Raw genomic sequence first — 17,667 nt, 5'->3', positions numbered from 1 at the left:
GCGGATCACGGAGGAGGAAAGAACACGATGACCGACAGGATCGGAACCCAGGGCGTCCTCGCCCACCTGCCGCCGCTGCGCCGACGCCAGTTCCTGGCCGGCGCCGCGGCGCTCTCGGCGCTGGGCGCGGCCGGCGTGCCGCTGCGCGCGGGCGCCGCCCCCTCGGGCCACCTGCGGGTGGTGGCCAACGCCAATCCCTCGAGCCTCGACCCCGCCACCGGCGGCGCGGGCTCGGACCACGTGTTCCTCTACTGCTTCTACGACACGCTGGTGGACTGGAACTTCGCCACCCTCGCCCCCGAGCCCGGCCTGGCCGAGTCGTGGACGTTCGCCGACCCCCAGACCCTGGTGTTCACGCTGCGCGAGGGCGTCGTCTTCCACGACGGGACCCCCTTCGACGCCGCCGCGGTGGTCTTCAACCTCGAGCGCAACCGCACCGCGGCGCTGTCCAACGTCAAGAGCGACCTCGCCAACGTCGAGACGATCGAGGCGACGGGCGAGCATGAGGTCACGCTGAAGCTCTCGGCCCCCGACACCGCCCTGCCGCTGATCCTCTCGGACCGCGCGGGCATGATGATCTCGCCCGCCGCGCTGGGCGAGGACCCCGAGACCAACGTCGACCGCGCCCCGGTGGGCACCGGCCCCTGGTCGTTCGTCGCCTGGACCGACGGCGAGAAGGTCGAGGGCAAGGCCAACCCCGACCACTGGCGTGAGGGCATCCCCAAGGTCGAGAGCATCGAGCTGCAGATCATCCCCGAGCGCGCCACCGCCCTGCGCGCGGCGCAGTCGGGCCAGGCCGACATCGCCTACCAGATCGCCGAGCAGCAGAAGGTGCTGATCGAGCGGATGCCGAACCTGGCGCTCGCCTTCGGGCCGACGCTCTATGTCTACCAGCTCTATCTCAACGCCTCGCGCGGGCCGCTCTCGGACCCGCGGGTGCGCAAGGCGATCACGCTCGCGGTCGATCGCGACGCCTGGGTGAAGGCCACTCAGGCCGGCGTCGGCGAGCCGGCGCACATGAACCTGCCCCGCGCCCACTGGGCCTGGTCGGAAGAGGCGGCGCAGCACACCCGGCACGACCCCGACCGGGCAAAGGCGCTGATGAAGGAGGCGGGCGTCGAGGGCGGCTTCGAACTCGACTTCCGCGGCTACACCGACCAGGCCTCGGTGCAGCGGGCCGAAGTGATCCTCCAGCAGCTCTCGACGCTCAACATCTCGGGGCGCTTCACCAACGGCACCATCGCCGAGACCTCGTCGCGCTTCTTCTCGGCCGAGAAGGCGGGCGACGTGCTGCTTTCGGCCTGGACCGGGCGGCCGGACCCGAGCCTCACCTACTCGCTGCTGTATTCGGAAAGCTCCTACTACAACCCCGGCCGGGTGCCCCCGCCCGAGGGCTTCGACGCGGCGATGGCCGAGAGCCGCGCCACCGCCGACCAGGGCGAGCGGGCCGCGGCGCTGGGGCGGGCGCAGGCGCTGGTGATGGACGCCGCGCTGACCATCCCGCTGAGCATCCGATACGAGGTCGACGCGATGTCGACCAAGGTCCAGGGCTTCGAGGCGAACCTGCTGGGCAAGCCGAAGTTCCTGAACGTCGGGCTGGGCTGAGGCCCCGTCCGAACCGCATTCCGCGCGCCCCGGGGCGCGCGGATCCGGCCCGCAACCGCCGCAAAGACGGCACGGGCGCCCCACAGGGAGGATCACCGATGGACGACACGCGCAACAAACTGAAGACCGAGGGGCTGCTGGCGCACCTGCCGCCCCTGCGCCGCCGCCAGTTCCTGGCCGGCGCCGCCGCGGCCGCCGGCGTCGGCGCGCTGGGCCTGCCGCGCATGGCCGCCGCCCAGACCGGCAACACGCTGCGGATCTCGAGCTACACCAACCCCTCGAGCATGGACCCGGCCATCGGCGGCAACGGGGGCGACCACGTCTACCTGTGGAACTTCTACGACCCGCTGATCGAGTGGGACTTCCAGACGCTGGCCCCGGTCCCGGGCCTGGCCAAGGCGTGGGAGTTCACCGACCCCCAGACCCTGGTGCTGACCCTGCAGGAGGGCGTCACCTTCCACGACGGCACGCCCTTCAACGCCGAGGCGGTGGTCTTCAACCTCGAGCGCAACCGCGGGGCCGAGACCTCGAACGTGAAGCCCGACCTCGCGACCATCGAGTCGACCGAGGCGACCGGCGAGCTCGAGGTCACCATCCGCCTCAACAAGCCCGACACCGCGCTGCCGCTGATCCTCTCGGACCGCGCCGGGATGATGGTCTCGCCCACCGCGCTCGGCAACGACCCCGAGGCCAACGTCAACCGCAACGCGGTCGGCGCGGGCCCCTGGAAGTTCGTCTCCTGGACCGACCACGACAAGGTCGAGGGCACGCGCTACGAGGGCTACTGGCGCGAGGGCCTGCCTGCGATGGACAACCTGGTGATGACCATCACGCCCGAGCGCGCCACCGCCATGCGCGCGGTGCAGTCGGGGCAGTCGGACCTCGCCTACTCGCTGGCCGAGACCCAGAAGACCCTGATCGAGCGGCTGCCGAACCTGAAGCTGGTCGAGGGGCCGACGGTCTACATCTACCAGCTCTATCTCAACCGCTCCCGCGGGCCGCTGCAGGATGCGCGCGTCCGCCAGGCCCTGCAGCTCGCCATCGACCGGGAGGCCTACGTCCAGGCCACCCAGGCCGGCGTCGGCGAGCCCGCGCGGATGTTCCTGCCCCAGGCCCACTGGGCCTATTCGCAGGCCGCGGCCGAGCACGTCTACTTCGACCTCGACCGCGCCAAGGCCCTGATGAAGGAGGCCGGCGTCGAGAGCGGGTTCGAGATCGACTTCGTCTCCTACACCGACCAGGCCTTCGTGCAGCGCCAGGAGGTGGTGCTCGAGCAGCTCTCCAAGATCGGGGTGACGGGCACCTTCCGCAACGGGCCGGTCCCCGACATCGTCTCGCGCTTCATGGGCGCCGAGAAGTCGGGGGACTCGATGCTCTCGGCCTGGACCGGGCGGCCCGATCCGACCCAGTCCTACGACCTGCTGTTCTCCGAGAACTCCTTCTACAACCCCGGCCGCACGCCGCCGCCGGAGGGGTTCGACGAGGCGCTGGCCGAGACCCGCGCCACCTCGGTGCAGGAGGAGCGCAAGGCCGCCTTCGACAAGCTGCAGACCATCGTCATGCGCGAGGCTTTGGCGATCACGCTGTCGGTTCGCTACGAGGTCAACGTGGCCACCGACAAGGTCTCCGGCTTCGAGCCCAACCTGCTGGGCAAGCCCAAGTTCCGCGACGTGAAAGTCGGCTGAGGCCGACGCCGCCCCGGCGCCGCGCGGAGGTTTCGCGCGGCGTCTCCCCCCTTTTCCTCCGACCGGAAGGCCAGACGTGCTCAACCAGCTCCAGCGCCGGATGTTGCGCCGCCGCCTGCTTCAGGCGATCCCGGTGCTGTTCCTGGCCACCTTCTCCGTCTTCATGCTGATGAAGCTGCTGCCCGGCGACGTCGCCGTGGTGCTGGCCGGAGAGCAGGCCACAGACGAACGCATCGCCGAGATCCGCGAGATCTACGGACTCAACCGCCCCCTGCTGGTGCAGTACGGCGACTGGGTGCTGAACGCGCTGCAGGGGGACCTGTCGCAGTCGCTGCTCTCGGGCGAGAGTATCTCGACCACCATCGCGCGGGTGTTCCCCAACACGATGTTCATCGTGGCCTACGCGATCCTGATCTCGATCGTGCTGGGCGTGCCGCTGGGCGTGCTGGCCGCAAGCCGGCCCAACACCTGGGTCGACAAGTTCGTGATGACCTTCTCGTCGGTCGGCGTGGCGCTGCCGAACTTCTGGCTGGCGATGATCTTCGTGGGCGCCTTCGCGCTGAACCGCGCCTGGCTGCCCGCGACCGGCTTCGTGCCGCCCCAGGAAGACCTGTGGGCCGCGATCGCGCATTCCACCCTTCCCGCCGTTGCGCTCGCGGCCTCCGGCGTGGCCGAGGTGGCCCGCCAGCTGCGCTCGTCCCTCGTCGAGATCCTGCAGTCGCAGCACTTCCGCACCCTGCACGCCAAGGGCCTGCACCCGCGCGCGATGCTCTGGCGGCACGGGCTGCGCAACGTTTCGGTCAACCTGCTGACCGTGATCTCGCTGCTGGTGAACCGGACGCTGGCCGCCACCGTGGTGGTCGAGGCGGTGTTCGCGATCCCCGGCATGGGCACCACCATGGTCAACGCCACCCTGCAGCGGGACTTCCCCGTGGTTCAGGGCGTGGTGCTGATGATGGTGCTGACCGTGATCACGGTGAACCTGATCACCGACATGCTCTACAGCGTGCTTGACCCGAGGATCGGCCAGAAATGACTTCCGCTCCCCGTTCCCTCCACGCCGGCGAGACCCCGCCCGAGCAGGGCCCCCCCGGCGTCGATCCCGCGCCCTCGGCGGTGGCGGCCGCGCGCGCGGCCGCGCCCGATGCGGCCGCGACCGCGCAGGCGGCCGCCCGGCCTCCTGCCGCGGTCAACATCGCCGACGTGGCGCCCGCGCGCCGCTCGTTTGCGCTCAAGGCGCGCGACTGGGCCTCGGACGACCCGTTCGCGGTGGTGGCGCTGATCGTGCTGCTGACCATCGTCGCCTGCTCGATCTTCGCGCCGTGGATCTCGCCCTACGATCCCACGCTGCAGGACTACGACGTGATCCTGATGCCGCCCTCGGCGGACTATCTGCTGGGCACCGACGACCTGGGGCGCGACGTGTTCAGCCGGCTGATCCACGGGGCCTCGGCCTCGGTCTACGCGGCGTTCCTCGCCGTGGGGGTCGCGGCCTTCCTGGGCATCCCCGTGGGGCTGATCGCGGGCTACGCCGGCGGCTGGGTCGACGACGTGATCAGCCGGATCATCGACACGTTCCTCTCGTTCCCCGCCATCGTGCTGGCCATCGCGGTCACCGGCGTGCTGGGGATCGGGCTGACCAACGCGATGATCTCGGTGGGCATCGTCTTCGCCCCGCAGCTCGCCCGCCTCGCCCGCGCCCGGACCCTGGTCCTGAAACAGGAGCTCTATGTGGACGCCGCGCGCTGCTTTGGCGCCTCGCCCACCCGGATCCTGTGGAAGCACGTGCTGCCCAACGCCATCCAGCCGGTGCTGGTGCAGATGACCCTGCTGATGGCCGTCGCCCTGCTGGCCGAGGCGTCGCTGTCGTTCCTCGGCCTCGGCATGCAGCCGCCCGAGCCCTCCTGGGGCGGGATGATCGCGCGCGCCTACCTCTACATGCAGATCGCGCCCGAGCAGATGTACGCCCCCGGCCTCGCGATCCTGGCGACCGCGCTCGCCTTCAACACGCTGGGCGAAAGCCTGCGCGAGGCGATGGACCCCACCTCGGGCAAGACCTGACCCCGCTTCCGGCGCGCCCGTCGCGGGCGCGCCGTCCGACCTCTTCAGGAGAACCCGCCGAATGCCCTCCGCGCAGCCCGCGTCCGCCCCCCGCGCCACCTCGCTCGCCCGCCTTCTGATCGCCAACCGCGGCGAGATCGCCCTGCGCATCGCCCGCACCGCCGCCGATCTGGGGGTCGAGAGCGTGGCGATCTATTCCCGGGACGACGCGAAGTCCCTGCACGTGCGCCGCGCCGACGCCTCCGCCGCGCTCGAGGGGATCGGCGCGCGCGCCTATCTCGACGCCGGCGCGGTGATCGAGGCGGCGCGGGCCGCCGGCGCCGACGCGGTGCATCCCGGCTACGGGTTCCTCTCTGAAAGCGCGGCCTTCGCCCGCGCGGTGGAGGAGGCCGGCCTGATCTTCGTCGGCCCCACGCCCGAGCAGCTGGCCCTTCTGGGCGACAAGGTCTCGGCCAAGCGCCGGGCGCAGGAGCTGGGCGTCCCCACCCTGCCGGGCACCGCCGAGGACACCGATCTCGAGGGCGCGCGCGCCTTCTTCGCCGACCTGCCCGACGGCGCCGCGATGCTGATCAAGGCCGTCTCCGGCGGCGGCGGCCGCGGCATGCGCGTGGTCCGCGAGGCCGCGGAGATCGAGGACTCCTGGACCCGCTGCCGCTCCGAGGCCAAGGGCGCCTTCGGCGACCCCGCCGTCTATGTCGAGCGCTTCCTGCCCGCCGCCCGCCACCTCGAGGTTCAGGTGCTCGGCGACGGGACCGGCGCCTGCATCCACCTCGGCGAGCGGGAGTGCACCCTCCAGCGCCGCCACCAGAAGGTGGTCGAGATCGCCCCCTCGCCCACCCTGCCGGCCGCGACGCGCGAGGCGCTGTGCGCCCACGCCCTGAAACTGGCGGCCAGCGCGAACTACCGCAGCCTCGGCACCTTCGAGTTCCTGATGGACGCCGAGACCGGCGAGATCTTCTTCATCGAGGCCAACCCCCGCATCCAGGTCGAGCATACCGTGACCGAGGCCGTCACCGGCCTCGACCTCGTCGCCCTGCAGATCGAGATCGCCCGCGGCCGCACGCTCGCCGACCTCGGCCTGACGCAAGCCGCCGTCCCCGCCCCCCGCGGCCACGCCATCCAGCTGCGTGTGAACATGGAGCGGATGGACGCCACCGCCGCCGCCAAACCCTCCTCGGGGACCGTGCGCGCCTATGAGCCGCCCGCGGGCGCGGGCGTGCGGGTCGACGGTTTCGCCTACGCGGGCTTCAAGACCTCGACCGGCTTCGACAGCCTGCTCGCCAAGGTCATCGTGCACTCCCCCGGCGACTGGGCCTCGGCCGTGGCCCGGGCCGAGCGCGCGGCGGCGGAGTTCCGCATCGAGGGGATCGAGACCAACCTCAGCTGGCTTCGCGCCCTGCTCGCGCGGCCGGAGGTGAAGGCCAACACGCTCACCACCCGCTTCATCGAGGCCGAGGCCGCGGCCCTGCACGCCGCCGCCGCCAAGATCGCCCCCGCCCTGTTCTTCGAGAGCGAGACCAGCCTCGAGGCCGCCGCCGACTCCGCCCCCGGCTCGGTCCCCGAGGGCGCCGTCACCGCTCCGATGCAGGCCACCGTCCTCTCGGTCGACGTGGCCTCCGGGGACCAGGTGGCCGCCGGCCAGCAGGTCGCGGTCCTCGAGGCGATGAAGATGGAGCACGTCGTCGTCGCCCCCCACACCGGCACGGTGCGCCGGGTGATGGCCCAGCCCGGGGTCACCCTGATGGACGGCGCCCCGATCCTGGTGATCGAGCGGGCCGAGGACGCCGCCGACGCGGTGATGACCGAGGAGGAGATCGACCTCGACCGGATCCGCCTCGACCTCGCCGAGGCGCTGGACCGTCGCGCCTTCGGCCGCGACGAAAGCCGCCCCGAGGCGGTGGCCAAGCGCCACGCCCGCGGCCACCAGACCGGGCGCGAGAACCTCGCCCAGGTCTGCGATCCCGGCACCTTCCTCGAATACGGCGAGACGGCCATCGCCGCGCAGCGCCAGCGCCGCAGCCTCGAGGATCTGCGCAGGAACACCTCGGGCGACGGCATCCTGACCGGCATCGGCCTCGTCAACAGCGCCGAGGTCGGCGAGGATCTCGGCCGCTGCGCCTTCGCGGTGGCCGACTACATGGTGCTGGCGGGCACCCAGGGGCAGCGCCACCACCGCAAGCTCGACCGGATCTTCCACCTCGCCAAGGAGTGGAGCATCCCCGTCGTGCTCTTCGCCGAGGGCGGCGGCGGCCGGCCCGGCGACACCGAGCGGGCCACCTACGCCGGCATCTCCTCGCGCACCTTCACCGCGTTTGCCGAGCTCTCGGGCCAGGTGCCGCTGGTGGGCGTGGTCTCGGGCCGCTGCTTTGCGGGCAACGCCGCCTTCCTCGGCTGCTGCGACGTGATCATCGCCGACGAAAGCGCCAACATCGGCATGGCCGGCCCCGCGATGATCGAGGGCGGGGGCCTGGGCGTCTACACGCCCGAGGAAGTCGGCCCCATCGACGTGCAGTCGAAGAACGGCGTCGTCGACATCCGCGTCAAGGACGAGGCCGAGGCCTGCGCCATGGCGCGCAAGTATCTCTCCTACTTCCAGGGTCCGATTGCGGAGTGGGAGGCCCCCGACCCCCGCCGCCTGCGCCACGTGGTGCCTGAGAACCGCCTGCGCTCCTACGAGGTGCGCGACGCGATCCATGGCATGGCGGACGTGGACTCGGTCCTCGAGCTGCGCCCCGAGTTCGGCATCGGCATCGTGACGGCCTTTATCCGCATCGAGGGCAAGCCCTTCGGCATCATCGCCAACAACCCCAAGCATCTGGGCGGCGCCATCGACGGCCCCGCCGCCGACAAGGCCAGCCGCTTCATGCAGCTCTGCGACGCCTTCGACGTGCCGCTGATCAGCCTGTGCGACAGCCCCGGCTTCATGGTGGGACCCGAGGCGGAGAAGACCGGCCTCGTGCGACATGTCTGCCGGATGTTCGTCACCGCCCGCTCGATCAGCGTGCCGCTGTTCGGCGTGGTGCTGCGCAAGTGCTACGGGCTGGGCGCCCAGGCGATGCTCGCGGGCGGCACCTACGACGACTTCTTCACCGTCGCCTGGCCGACGGGCGAGTTCGGGCCCATGGGCCTCGAAGGCGCCGTGCGGCTGGGCTACCGCAAGGAGCTGGATGCGGTCGAGGACCCGGACGAGAAACAGGCCCTCTACGACCGTCTGCTGGACGAGATGTATCAGCAGGGCAAGGCCATCAAGGTCGCCGAAACGCTGGAGGTCGACGCCGTGATCGACCCGGTGGAGACGCGGCAGTGGATCCTCGGCGGCCTGCGCGCCACGCGCCTGCGCCCGCCGATGTCGGGACGCAAGCGCCCCTTCGTGGACGCCTGGTGAGGGAGAAAACCATGCCCAGAGACGACAAGGAGGCCCCCGGCTGGGGCCCGGAAGTCGAGGCGCTGGACGCCCGCCGCGCCCGGATGCGCGAGATGGGGGGCGAGGCCAACATCGCCCGCCACCACGCCCGCGGCAAGCTGACCGCCCGCGAGCGGCTGGAAATGTTCGCCGACCCCGGCTCCTTCCGCGAGATCCACCCCTTCTCGGCCGACGCGGTCTATGAGGGCGAGACGCTCGCCGAATTCACCCCCAAGGGCCTGATCGAAGGCTCGGCCAAGGTCCGCGGCCGCAAGGTCGTGGTCACCGCCGGCGACTTCACCGTCAAGGGCGGCTCGGGCCGCGGCTCCCGCGGGGGGCTGGGCCAGGAGATCGGGTCCGCCAAGAAGGCCCTGCAATGGCGCCTCCCCTATGTCCGGCTGCTCGACGCGGTCGGCGGCTCGGTCCGCGGGTTCGAGGCGCTGGGCCGCACCTACCTGCCCGACGGCAACGACTACATCGCCCCCGAGGTGGAGCTGCTGCAGGAGGTGCCGGTCGCCTCCGCCGTGCTCGGCTCGGTCGCCGGCCTGCCGGCGGTGCAGGCGCCGCTGTCGCATTTCTCGGTGATGGTGAAGGGCATCTCCCAGATCTTCCCCGGCGGCCCGCCGGTGGTGAAGGCGGCCTTCGGCCTCGACATCACCAAGGAGGAGCTGGGCGGCGACCAGATCCACACCCGCGTCTCCGGCTGCATCGACAATGTGGCAGCCACCGAGGCCGAGGCGATGGAGATGGTGGCGACCTGGCTGTCCTACCTCCCCCCCTCGCGCGAGGAGATGGCCCCCCGCCACGAGACCGGCGACGACCCCGAGCGCCGCGAGGACTGGCTGCTCGAGGCGATGCCCCGCGACCGCCGCAAGGTCTATGACGCGCGCAGGATCCTCAACGCCATCGTCGACCGGGACTCGTTCTTCGAGATCGCGCCGATGTATGGCAAATCCCGCATCACCGGCCTCGCGCGGCTGAACGGCTACCCGGTGGGGATCATGATCAACAACCCCCGCGCGCTGGGCGGGGCGACGGACGCGGCGGCGGGCTCGAAGTCGATGCGGCTGATGCAGCTGTGCGACCTGTTCAACCTGCCGCTGATCTCGCTCGCCGACGAACCCGGCTTCCTGGTCGGCCTGGAAAGCGAGAAGCAGGGGATCGAGCGGGCAGGGGCGCGCATGGTCTCGACGGTGTGTCTCACCACGATGCCCTGGTGCACGGTGGTCATGGGCCGCCTCTACGGCGTCGCCGGCCAGTGCCACCACCGCGCCTCGGGCATGTTCCAGCGCATGGCCTGGCCCTCGGCCAACTGGGGCTCGATGCATATCGCGGGCGGCGTCTCGGCCGCCTACCGCGCCGAGATCGAGGCGGCCCCCGACCCCGAGGCCAAGCGCGCCGAGATCGAGGCCCGCCTGAACGCCATCGCCAACCCCCTGCGCACCGCCGAGGCCACCGGCCAGGACATCATCGACCCCCGCGACACCCGCGCGCGCCTGTGCGAATTCGTCGAGGAGGCGCAGCGGGTGCTGGCCCGCCAGCTCGGCCGCTCCCGCATGGCCTACCTCCCGTAGACGGGGGGGCGGAAAATCCGCGGCGGCCCGTGAACCCCTCCGGCCGCCGCGCGCACCTACGGGCATCGAACAACCCAGCCCGAGGGAGCCCCCACATGAAGCGCTTCGGCACGCTCACCTACCCCGACACGATCGACGCCATCGTGGCGGACCGCGCCTTCGTGAAGGTGTTCTTTTCCCACCTCGTCAAGGAGCTGAACAGCGAGAACCTGCTGTTCTACATGGGCGGCTTCGATCCGCGGACCGCCTACCCGATGTTCCTCGCGCCCGACGCGAAGCACCAGATCAACATCAGCAGCGCGCAGCGCCAGCCGATGATCGACCTCGCCAACGCCGGCGACTGGGACAGCGTCGAGTGGGTGTCGAACATCGCCGCCGCCCGGCTCGAAATCTACAACCTGCTCACCCAGGACGCGCTGCCGCGGTTCTGGAAGTCCGACGTCTTCCTGCGCCACCACGAGAAACGGGGCGGCTCGCGCGACGACGCGGCCCAGGACGTCGCCGACCCGCCCCCGCCCCCGGCCTGGCAGCGCGCCGCCTCGGCCTTCAGCTTCAAGAACCCCCAACTGATGCAGGCCTACATCGCCGCCTTCGAGGCGAAGGGCGAGACGCTGACCATGGGCGCCTGCCGCAAGATGCTGAAGTCCGAGGGCATGCGCCTGGACCCCTACCTGTTCAACCGGATGCTGGTGCGGGAGGGCTACGCCCGCAAACCCGCCGACCTCGAAAAGGACCCCCGCGCGGTCGAGACCGAGATCGACCCGCTCGACGCGCCCGCCCCTCTCGACCCCGACACCGGCGAGCCGCAGATCGCCGACGTCGCCGGCCTGCAGGTGACCTTCAACAAGGAGAAGCTGAAGGCCTGCGGCTACACGCTGGTCACGAAGGAGGCGGACCTCAAGGCGCTCAGCGACATGATCCTCGCCCATGTCGCCAAGGACAACGACGCCCTGCGCCAGTACGTGCAGATCCAGAAGGCCGAGAAGCTCAAGAAGAACCAGGCGATCGAGGGCATCACCTTCGTGAAGATGATGAAGAAGATGCGCGAGGAGAAGGCCTATTCCATCGGCGGCGCCGTCGCCCCGGCCTGAGCCCGGCCTCCCTCCCCCGCCGGCCATCGCCTCGGGCCGACGGAGGGAGGGGCCCCGGGACAGGCCCGGGGCGCGCCCCCCGCGTGGGGCGAACGTGCGCGGCGGCCTCCCGGGGGCCTGCCCCCGGCGGGGGCCTACTCGGCCGCCGCCTTGGAGTTGAATCGGCGGTTGAGCTTCTTCATGCCGCCGATCCAGCGGTCGTAGTTCGCGGTCTTGTTGCGCATGTACTCCAGGACCTCGGGGTGGGGGAGGACCAGGAAGGTCTCCGCCTCGATGCAGCGCAGGCACTCGTCCGCGACCGCCTCGGGCGTCAGCAGCCCGTCCATCGAGGCGACGCCCGACGACCCGCTGCGCACCATGTCCGTGTCCACCGCCTGCGGACACAGCAGCGACACCCGGATCCCGTCGTCGCCATGGGTGAGGGCCAGCCACTCGTTGAACCCCACCGCCGCATGCTTGGTCACGGCGTAGGAGGCCGAGCCGACCTGGCTCAGCAGACCCGCGGCGGAGGCGGTGTTGAGGAAATGCCCGCCGCCCCGCGCGGCCATCCGCGGGACCAGGTGCCGGGCGGCCCAGACGTGATGCATCACGTTGACCTCCCAGATCTTCTGCCAGTCCTGGTTGGAGATCTCGAGCCCGCCGCGCTGGATGATCCCGGCGTTGGCGCAGAACAGGTCGATGGGGCCGATCTCGTCCTCGACCTCCTCGATCAGCGCCTGGATGTCCGCTTCCTTCGAGACGTCGCAGCGCCGCCCCACGCCGCCGATGCCCTCGGCCGTGGCCTTTGCGCCGGCCTCGTCGAGGTCGGCGCAGACCACGGTCTTCGCGCCGGCCCTGGCGAAACGCTCGGCCAGCGCCTTGCCGATGCCCCCGGCGGCGCCGGTGACGACCACGATGCGGTCCTTCACGTCCATGTCGTCTCTCCCTGTCGAGGACCCGTCAGGTCCACATATTGGTGCCGCCGCAGACGGTCAGCGCCTGCCCGGTCATGTAGCGGCTGGCGTCGGAGGCCAGATACACCGCCAGCCCCGCGAAATCGTCGGGCTCGCCCAGCCGGCGCAGCGGGATCTCGGAGTTGGCGCGCGCCTCGGCCTCGGGGTTGTCCCACAGGGCCTTGGCGAAATCGGTGCGGATCAGGCCGGGGCAGATGGCGTTGGCGCGCACGCCCTGGGGGCCGAACTCGGCGGCCAGATTGCGCACCAGCCCGATCAGCGCCAGCTTCGACACCCCGTAAAGCCCCAGCGTCGCCGAGGGCTTGAACGCCCCCACCGAGGCCGTGAACATCATCGAGCCCGAGCCCTTGGCGATCATGTCCGGCGCCACCAGGCGCGCCAGCCACAGGTTGGACTGCACGTTGGTCGCCATGGTCTTCTCATAGGCCGCATCCGGGATCTCGGAGATCTTGCCGTAGAAGATGTTCACGCCCGCGTTGCCGACCACGATGTCGATCGGGCCCGCGATCTCCCGCGTCTTCGCGACCAGGTTCTCGAGGTCCCCGTGACGCCCGGCGTTGGCGGCGACCGCATGCACCCGCTCGGCGCCGATCTCGCCGTTGATCCCGGCGGCGGCGGCGTCGAGCTGGTCCTGCTTGCGCGAGGAGATCACCACCGTTGCGCCGTGGGCCGCCAGCCCCGCGGCCATCGCGCGGCCCATGCCCTTCGAGGCGCCGGTCAGCAGCGCCACCTTGCCCGTCAGATCGAAAAGTCGGGTCTCCACCATAGCGGCGTCTCCTCCCATAAAACGGGCGGCCGGTCTTCGCGCCGGTCGCGCCCCCGTGCCGGCGCGCGTCAGTCCCGCAGGGCGAAGCGCACGCCGCCGATCATGATCTCGCCCTCGGGCGTCAGCAGGCCGCGGGCCTTCGCCTCGGCCATGGCGCGCTCGGGGTCCTCGGCGCGCAGGCGCACGGCCGAGAGGCCGGGGCCGCGCCCGTCGGCGGCCTCGGCGAAGCGGATCAGCGCGTCGGCCAGCCGGATCACCGGCCGGCCGCCCTCATGCTCCACCGGCAGACCGCAGACCGCGGCCCATCTGGCGGCCAGCGCCTCGGGGTCCTCGGACTGAAGCTCGACGCCGGTGATGTCCGAGACGACCTCGGTCGCCACGTCCTCGCGCCAGCTCTCGCCGCCCGCGGGCATCCAGTTGCCGGCGACGTCGGCCTTCTCGTCCCAGTCGACCTCCAGGAACGCCGCGCCCATGTCGGCGGGGTGCAGCTGCATGATGTTCCAGGTCTGGCGGTCGATCTCGTGGGCGACGCGCACGCCGGCCTCGGCGGCCCGCGCGCGGACCGCCGCCTGCTCCTCCAGCGTGGGCACCTGGCAGATCACCATGTAGCCCCCGTCGCCGCCGCGACGCTCGAGGTAGCGCCCCCCGGCCGTCCCCTCCTTCACCGGGGCGACCACTTCGAGGAAGCGGGCGCCCACGGCGATCAGGGTATTCTCCAGCCCGTACTTGCCGACCTCGGGGTCGACATGCCCGGGTTTCAGCGAGAAGACCGCGCAGAGGTCGTCGATGACGGGAGCAAGCTCCCGCGCGACCAGGGCGACCTGGCGCAGGTGGATGGCCATGGGGGTCTCCTTCTCCGCCTCAGCGGGTTCGCCTCAGCGGTTCTTCCACTGCGGGGCGCGCTTCTCGACGAAGGCCTTCACGCCCTCGACGAAATCCTCGGTGTCCTTGAGCGAGTTCATCACCGGCTTGGAGGCGGCCATGGCCTCCTTGAACCGCTCGATCTCGTCCATCGCCACCAGCACCTCCATGGTCGCGCGGACCGAGGACGGCGAGACCGAGGCGATCTCCTTGGCCTTGGCCATGGCCGCGTCCATCAGATCGGCCTTCGGCACCACCTGGTTGACGAAGCCGAGCCGCGCGCCCTCCTCGGCCGAGACGTGGCGCCCGGTCAGCATCATCTCGACGGCGAGCTTGCGGCCGATCTGGCGCGACAGGCGCTGCACGCCGCCCGCGCCGGCAAAGAGGCCGACCTTGACCTCGGGCAGGGCGAAGGTGGCGGTATCCGCCGCGATGATCACGTCGCAGGCGAGCGCCGTCTCGAAGCCGCCGCCCATGGCGAACCCGTTCACCGCCGCCACGATCGGCTTGGTGCGGTCATAGCGTGTGGCGAGCCCGGCAAACCCCGCGGGGTTCTGGCTCAGCGGCGCGCCCGAGGCGGTGGCCTTGAGGTCGTTGCCCGCCGAGAACGCCTTCTCGCCGGCGCCGGTCAGCACCGCGACCCACAGCTCGGGGTCGGCCTGGAAGTCGTCCCAGACCTTGGCCAGCTCGTCATGCATGGGGCCGTGCATGGCGTTGTAGACCTCGGGGCGGTTCAGGGTCACCACCAGGATATTGCCCTGCCGCTCGGTCTTGCAGAATTCGTAGGTCATCAGGCGCGCTTCTCCTTGCCGACTTTGAGCCCGCCCAGGTCGAGGTCCACGAAGCGGCCCCCCTCGGCGGCGAGTTTCTTCAGCGTCTCCGCGGGGGCGAACTCGGGATCGTCCGCGCCCAGCTTCTCCATCCGCGCGAGCACGGCCTTCGCGCCCACCATGTCGCCGAACCACATCGGCCCGCCCTTGTCCGACGGCCAGCCATAGCCGTTGAGCCAGATCACATCGATGTCGCTGGGCCGCTGGGTCTTGCAGTCCTCGAGGATGCGGACCCCCTGGTTGATCATCGGGAAGATGCAGGTCTCGATGATCTCGTCGCGCGACATCGAGGAGGGCTCGACCCCCGTCACATCCCGGATCACCTTCGCGGTGACCTCCGAGGGCGAGCCCTTGCGGCTCTCGTCATAATCGTAATAGCCCGCGCCGGTCTTCTGGCCGCGGCGGTCCATCTCGCACAGCGCGTCGCGGATCGGGTTGGCGGTCGCGGCGCCCTTGCTCCAGCCGATGTCGAGCCCCGCGAGGTCCGACATCTGGTAGGGCCCCATCTTGAAGCCGAACTCGTTCAGCGCCGCGTCCACGTCCCAGGGCATCACGCCCTGGTAGACCAGCTTGTTGGCCTGCAGCTGGCGCGCGCGCAGGATCCGGTTGCCCACGAACCCCGGGCACACGCCCACCAGCGAGGCGACCTTGCCGATCTGCCGGGAGATCTCCATGCAGGTCGCGACCACGTCGTCGGCGGTCTCGTCCGCGCGCACGATCTCGAGCAGTTTCATCACGTTGGCGGGCGAGAAGAAGTGCAGCCCGATCACGTCCGCGGGGCGCGAGGTCTGGGCCGCGATGGCGTCGATATCCAGGCCCGAGGTGTTGGTCCCCAGGATCGCGCCCGATTTCGCCACCGTGTCGAGGCTGGCGAAGATCTTCTTCTTCAGTTCCAGATCCTCGAACACCGCCTCGATGATCAGGTCGCAGTCGGCGAAGTCGGCCATCTCCAGCGTGCCGGTCAGGCGGCCCATCCGCTCCTCGACCTCCTCCTGGGGGAAGCGGCCGCGGTCGGCGCTGCGCTGGTAGTTGGTGCGCACCACCTTCAGGCCGCGGTCGAGCGCCTCCTGCTTGGTCTCGAGGATCGTCACCGGCATCCCGGCCGAGGCGAAGTTCATCGCGATGCCGCCCCCCATGGTGCCCGCGCCGATGACGCCGACCTTGCGGACCTCGCGCAGGGGCAGGCCCGCGGGCAGGCCGTCGATCTTCCAGGTCTTGCGGCCGGCCTCGGCGATGTAGGCGGACAGCGCGGCCTTGTCGGGATCGGGCGCGGTGAGGGATTCGACGGTCATGGGCAGGGCTCCATCGGGGGCCTCGCGCGGGGGCCGGGGACGGCGGCGCGCGAGGCGGAATACAGGGTGCGGGGGGCGCCGCAGGCGCACGGCTCTCCCGCCCTCCGGCATGGATGGCGGTCGGTCTCCTCCCCTTGGCCCGTCGCGGTCCGGCGATCCTCGTCGCCGCCGGCGGCTCCGGCTGACAGGCGTCAGGACGCTAGGCCGAGCCGGCCGGATCGGTCAAGCCTGTCGTCCGGTCAGTAAGCGGGGATCAGGCTCCGTCTTCCGCCGCGCGATCCTCGTCGCGCCGCCCGGTGGCGATCGAGCGCACCAGCCAGAACGGCGCCAGCCCCAGCCCGGCCGAGACCATGGCCAGCACGAAGCTCGCCCCGTAGCCGCCCGTCAGGTCGTGCAGCAGCCCCGAGGCGAAGCCCCCCACGGCCGAGCCGATCCCGAGCCCGATGGTGATCATCCCGAACACCGCGCCCACGTTCTGCGGATAGAGCCGCGCCACCAGCGCCGTGACCACCGGCCCGCGCGAGCCCATGTTGCACCCGAAGATCGCCACGAACCCCACCAGCAGCGCGAACCCCGGCGCAAGCTGCAGGGCCCACAGCACGGCCACCCCCAGCGCGCTCATCGTGAAGCTGGCGGTCAGCACCGGCCGCCGCCCGAAGCGGTCGGCCAGCCAGCCCGTCGCCAGGATCCCCACGATCGAGAGGCCCCCCACCACCCCGTAGGCGGTGGCCGCCGACAGCGGCGAATAGCCGAGCTCGGTCAGGTAGGCGACCAGCTGCAGCAGCACCGACCAGGTGCACACCGCCGTCATCATCAGCGCGACGAACAGGCCCAGGAACTCCTTTTCCAGCAGGATCCGCCGCGGCGGGAACAACGAGCGCGAGCGCGGGGCCGAGGGCCAGCGCCCCGCCCCGATCCGCGCCCACGGCAGCGCGACCAGCAGCACCGGCCCCGCCACCAGCAGGGTCCCGCCCATCAGCCGGTAGGCGAACCGCCAGCCCTCGGCCTCGATGATCGCGGCGGCGAGCGGGGCGACGGTGATCATCCCCACCGACAGCCCCGCATAGGCGCCGGCCATGGCCATGGTCAGCTCGCCCCGGAACCAGCGCGCGATCAGGCCGGCGCCGACCGCCATGCCGGTGCCCGCGACGCCAAAGCCCACCATCACGCCCGGCCCGATCACCGCCATCCACCACTGCGTCATCACCGAGGCGACCAGCAGCCCCGCCCCGAACAGCATCAGCGCAGGAATCCACACCGCCCGCGCGCCGTGACGATCAAACAGCGCGCCCGCCAGCGGCGCCGCCAGCCCCTGCGCGATCATGTAGACCGCGTAGATCGACGAGAAGGCGCTGCGGCTCCAGCCCAGATCCTCGGTCACCGGCAGCAGGAACACCGCGAAGCTCTCGCCCAGGCCGCGGGCGAGCATGTTCATCCCGAAGCACAGCGCAATGACGGCGAGGCCGGCGCCCGCCATCTCCCGCCCCTCGAACTCGGAAGGGCCGGCCGGGGGCTCCCCGGCCGGCCCCGCGCCCCGCCGCCCTGC

13 protein-coding genes are annotated in these 17,667 nt (G+C 71.1%); 7 read left to right on the top strand and 6 right to left on the bottom strand.

Going from position 1 to position 17,667, the window contains the following annotated elements; translation table 11 throughout:
- The first annotated feature begins 27 nt into the window (after positions 1 to 27).
- The 7 genes from AAC134_RS05035 (at position 28) to AAC134_RS05005 (ending at position 11,419) form a co-directional block, all read left to right on the top strand.
- The gene (locus AAC134_RS05035; RefSeq protein ID WP_339947967.1) at positions 28 to 1,605 is read left to right on the top strand and encodes an ABC transporter substrate-binding protein; all 1,578 of its coding nucleotides are present in this window, start codon (positions 28 to 30) and stop codon (positions 1,603 to 1,605) included.
- A 98-nt stretch (positions 1,606 to 1,703) separates the two neighbouring features.
- Complete coding sequence (locus AAC134_RS05030) at positions 1,704 to 3,290, top strand: ABC transporter substrate-binding protein (protein ID WP_339947966.1); 1,587 nt, start codon at positions 1,704 to 1,706, stop codon at positions 3,288 to 3,290.
- Between the two features lie 76 nt (positions 3,291 to 3,366).
- Positions 3,367 to 4,326, top strand: coding sequence for an ABC transporter permease (locus AAC134_RS05025; protein WP_339947965.1), 960 nt, complete (start codon positions 3,367 to 3,369; stop codon positions 4,324 to 4,326).
- On the top strand, positions 4,323 to 5,351 hold the full coding sequence (locus tag AAC134_RS05020; RefSeq protein ID WP_339947964.1) for an ABC transporter permease: 1,029 nt from the start codon (positions 4,323 to 4,325) through the stop codon (positions 5,349 to 5,351). Before AAC134_RS05025 ends, AAC134_RS05020 begins: the two co-directional genes overlap by 4 nt.
- Positions 5,352 to 5,412: 61 nt before the next feature.
- On the top strand, positions 5,413 to 8,736 hold the full coding sequence (locus AAC134_RS05015; protein ID WP_339947963.1) for a carboxyl transferase domain-containing protein: 3,324 nt from the start codon (positions 5,413 to 5,415) through the stop codon (positions 8,734 to 8,736).
- A gap of 11 nt (positions 8,737 to 8,747) precedes the next feature.
- Complete coding sequence (locus tag AAC134_RS05010; protein ID WP_339947962.1) at positions 8,748 to 10,328, top strand: carboxyl transferase domain-containing protein; 1,581 nt, start codon at positions 8,748 to 8,750, stop codon at positions 10,326 to 10,328.
- 95 nt (positions 10,329 to 10,423) lie between these two features.
- A complete protein-coding gene (locus AAC134_RS05005) occupies positions 10,424 to 11,419 on the top strand; it encodes a hypothetical protein (protein ID WP_339947961.1) in 996 nt (331 codons plus the stop codon).
- 134 nt (positions 11,420 to 11,553) lie between these two features.
- Here the strand turns inward: AAC134_RS05005 and AAC134_RS05000 are convergent, their stop codons facing one another.
- The 6 genes from AAC134_RS05000 to AAC134_RS04975 all read right to left on the bottom strand — a co-directional run bounded on the left by AAC134_RS05000 (position 11,554) and on the right by AAC134_RS04975 (position 17,598).
- Complete coding sequence (locus AAC134_RS05000) at positions 11,554 to 12,333, bottom strand: SDR family NAD(P)-dependent oxidoreductase (RefSeq protein WP_339947960.1); 780 nt, start codon at positions 12,331 to 12,333, stop codon at positions 11,554 to 11,556.
- Between the two features lie 25 nt (positions 12,334 to 12,358).
- Complete coding sequence (locus AAC134_RS04995; RefSeq protein ID WP_339947959.1) at positions 12,359 to 13,138, bottom strand: SDR family oxidoreductase; 780 nt, start codon at positions 13,136 to 13,138, stop codon at positions 12,359 to 12,361.
- A gap of 68 nt (positions 13,139 to 13,206) precedes the next feature.
- Positions 13,207 to 13,980, bottom strand: coding sequence for a VOC family protein (locus tag AAC134_RS04990; protein ID WP_339947958.1), 774 nt, complete (start codon positions 13,978 to 13,980; stop codon positions 13,207 to 13,209).
- 33 nt (positions 13,981 to 14,013) lie between these two features.
- A complete protein-coding gene (locus AAC134_RS04985) occupies positions 14,014 to 14,790 on the bottom strand; it encodes an enoyl-CoA hydratase-related protein (RefSeq protein WP_339947957.1) in 777 nt (258 codons plus the stop codon).
- Positions 14,790 to 16,121 carry a 3-hydroxyacyl-CoA dehydrogenase NAD-binding domain-containing protein gene (locus AAC134_RS04980; RefSeq protein ID WP_339947956.1) on the bottom strand — a complete coding sequence of 444 codons (1,332 nt, stop codon included), beginning with the start codon at positions 16,119 to 16,121 and terminating at the stop codon, positions 14,790 to 14,792. The genes AAC134_RS04985 and AAC134_RS04980 overlap by 1 nt, the downstream gene beginning before the upstream one ends.
- Before the next feature lie 253 nt (positions 16,122 to 16,374).
- Positions 16,375 to 17,598: an MFS transporter gene (locus AAC134_RS04975; RefSeq protein ID WP_339947955.1), complete on the bottom strand. Its 1,224-nt coding sequence runs from the start codon at positions 17,596 to 17,598 to the stop codon at positions 16,375 to 16,377.
- Positions 17,599 to 17,667: the final 69 nt, after the last annotated feature.

It is taken from the genome of uncultured Albimonas sp. (assembly GCF_963977235.1).
Taxonomy (GTDB): Bacteria; Pseudomonadota; Alphaproteobacteria; order Rhodobacterales; family Rhodobacteraceae; genus Albimonas.
Note: the sequence above shows the minus strand (reverse complement) of the source record. Positions and strands in the feature narration are given on the sequence as shown.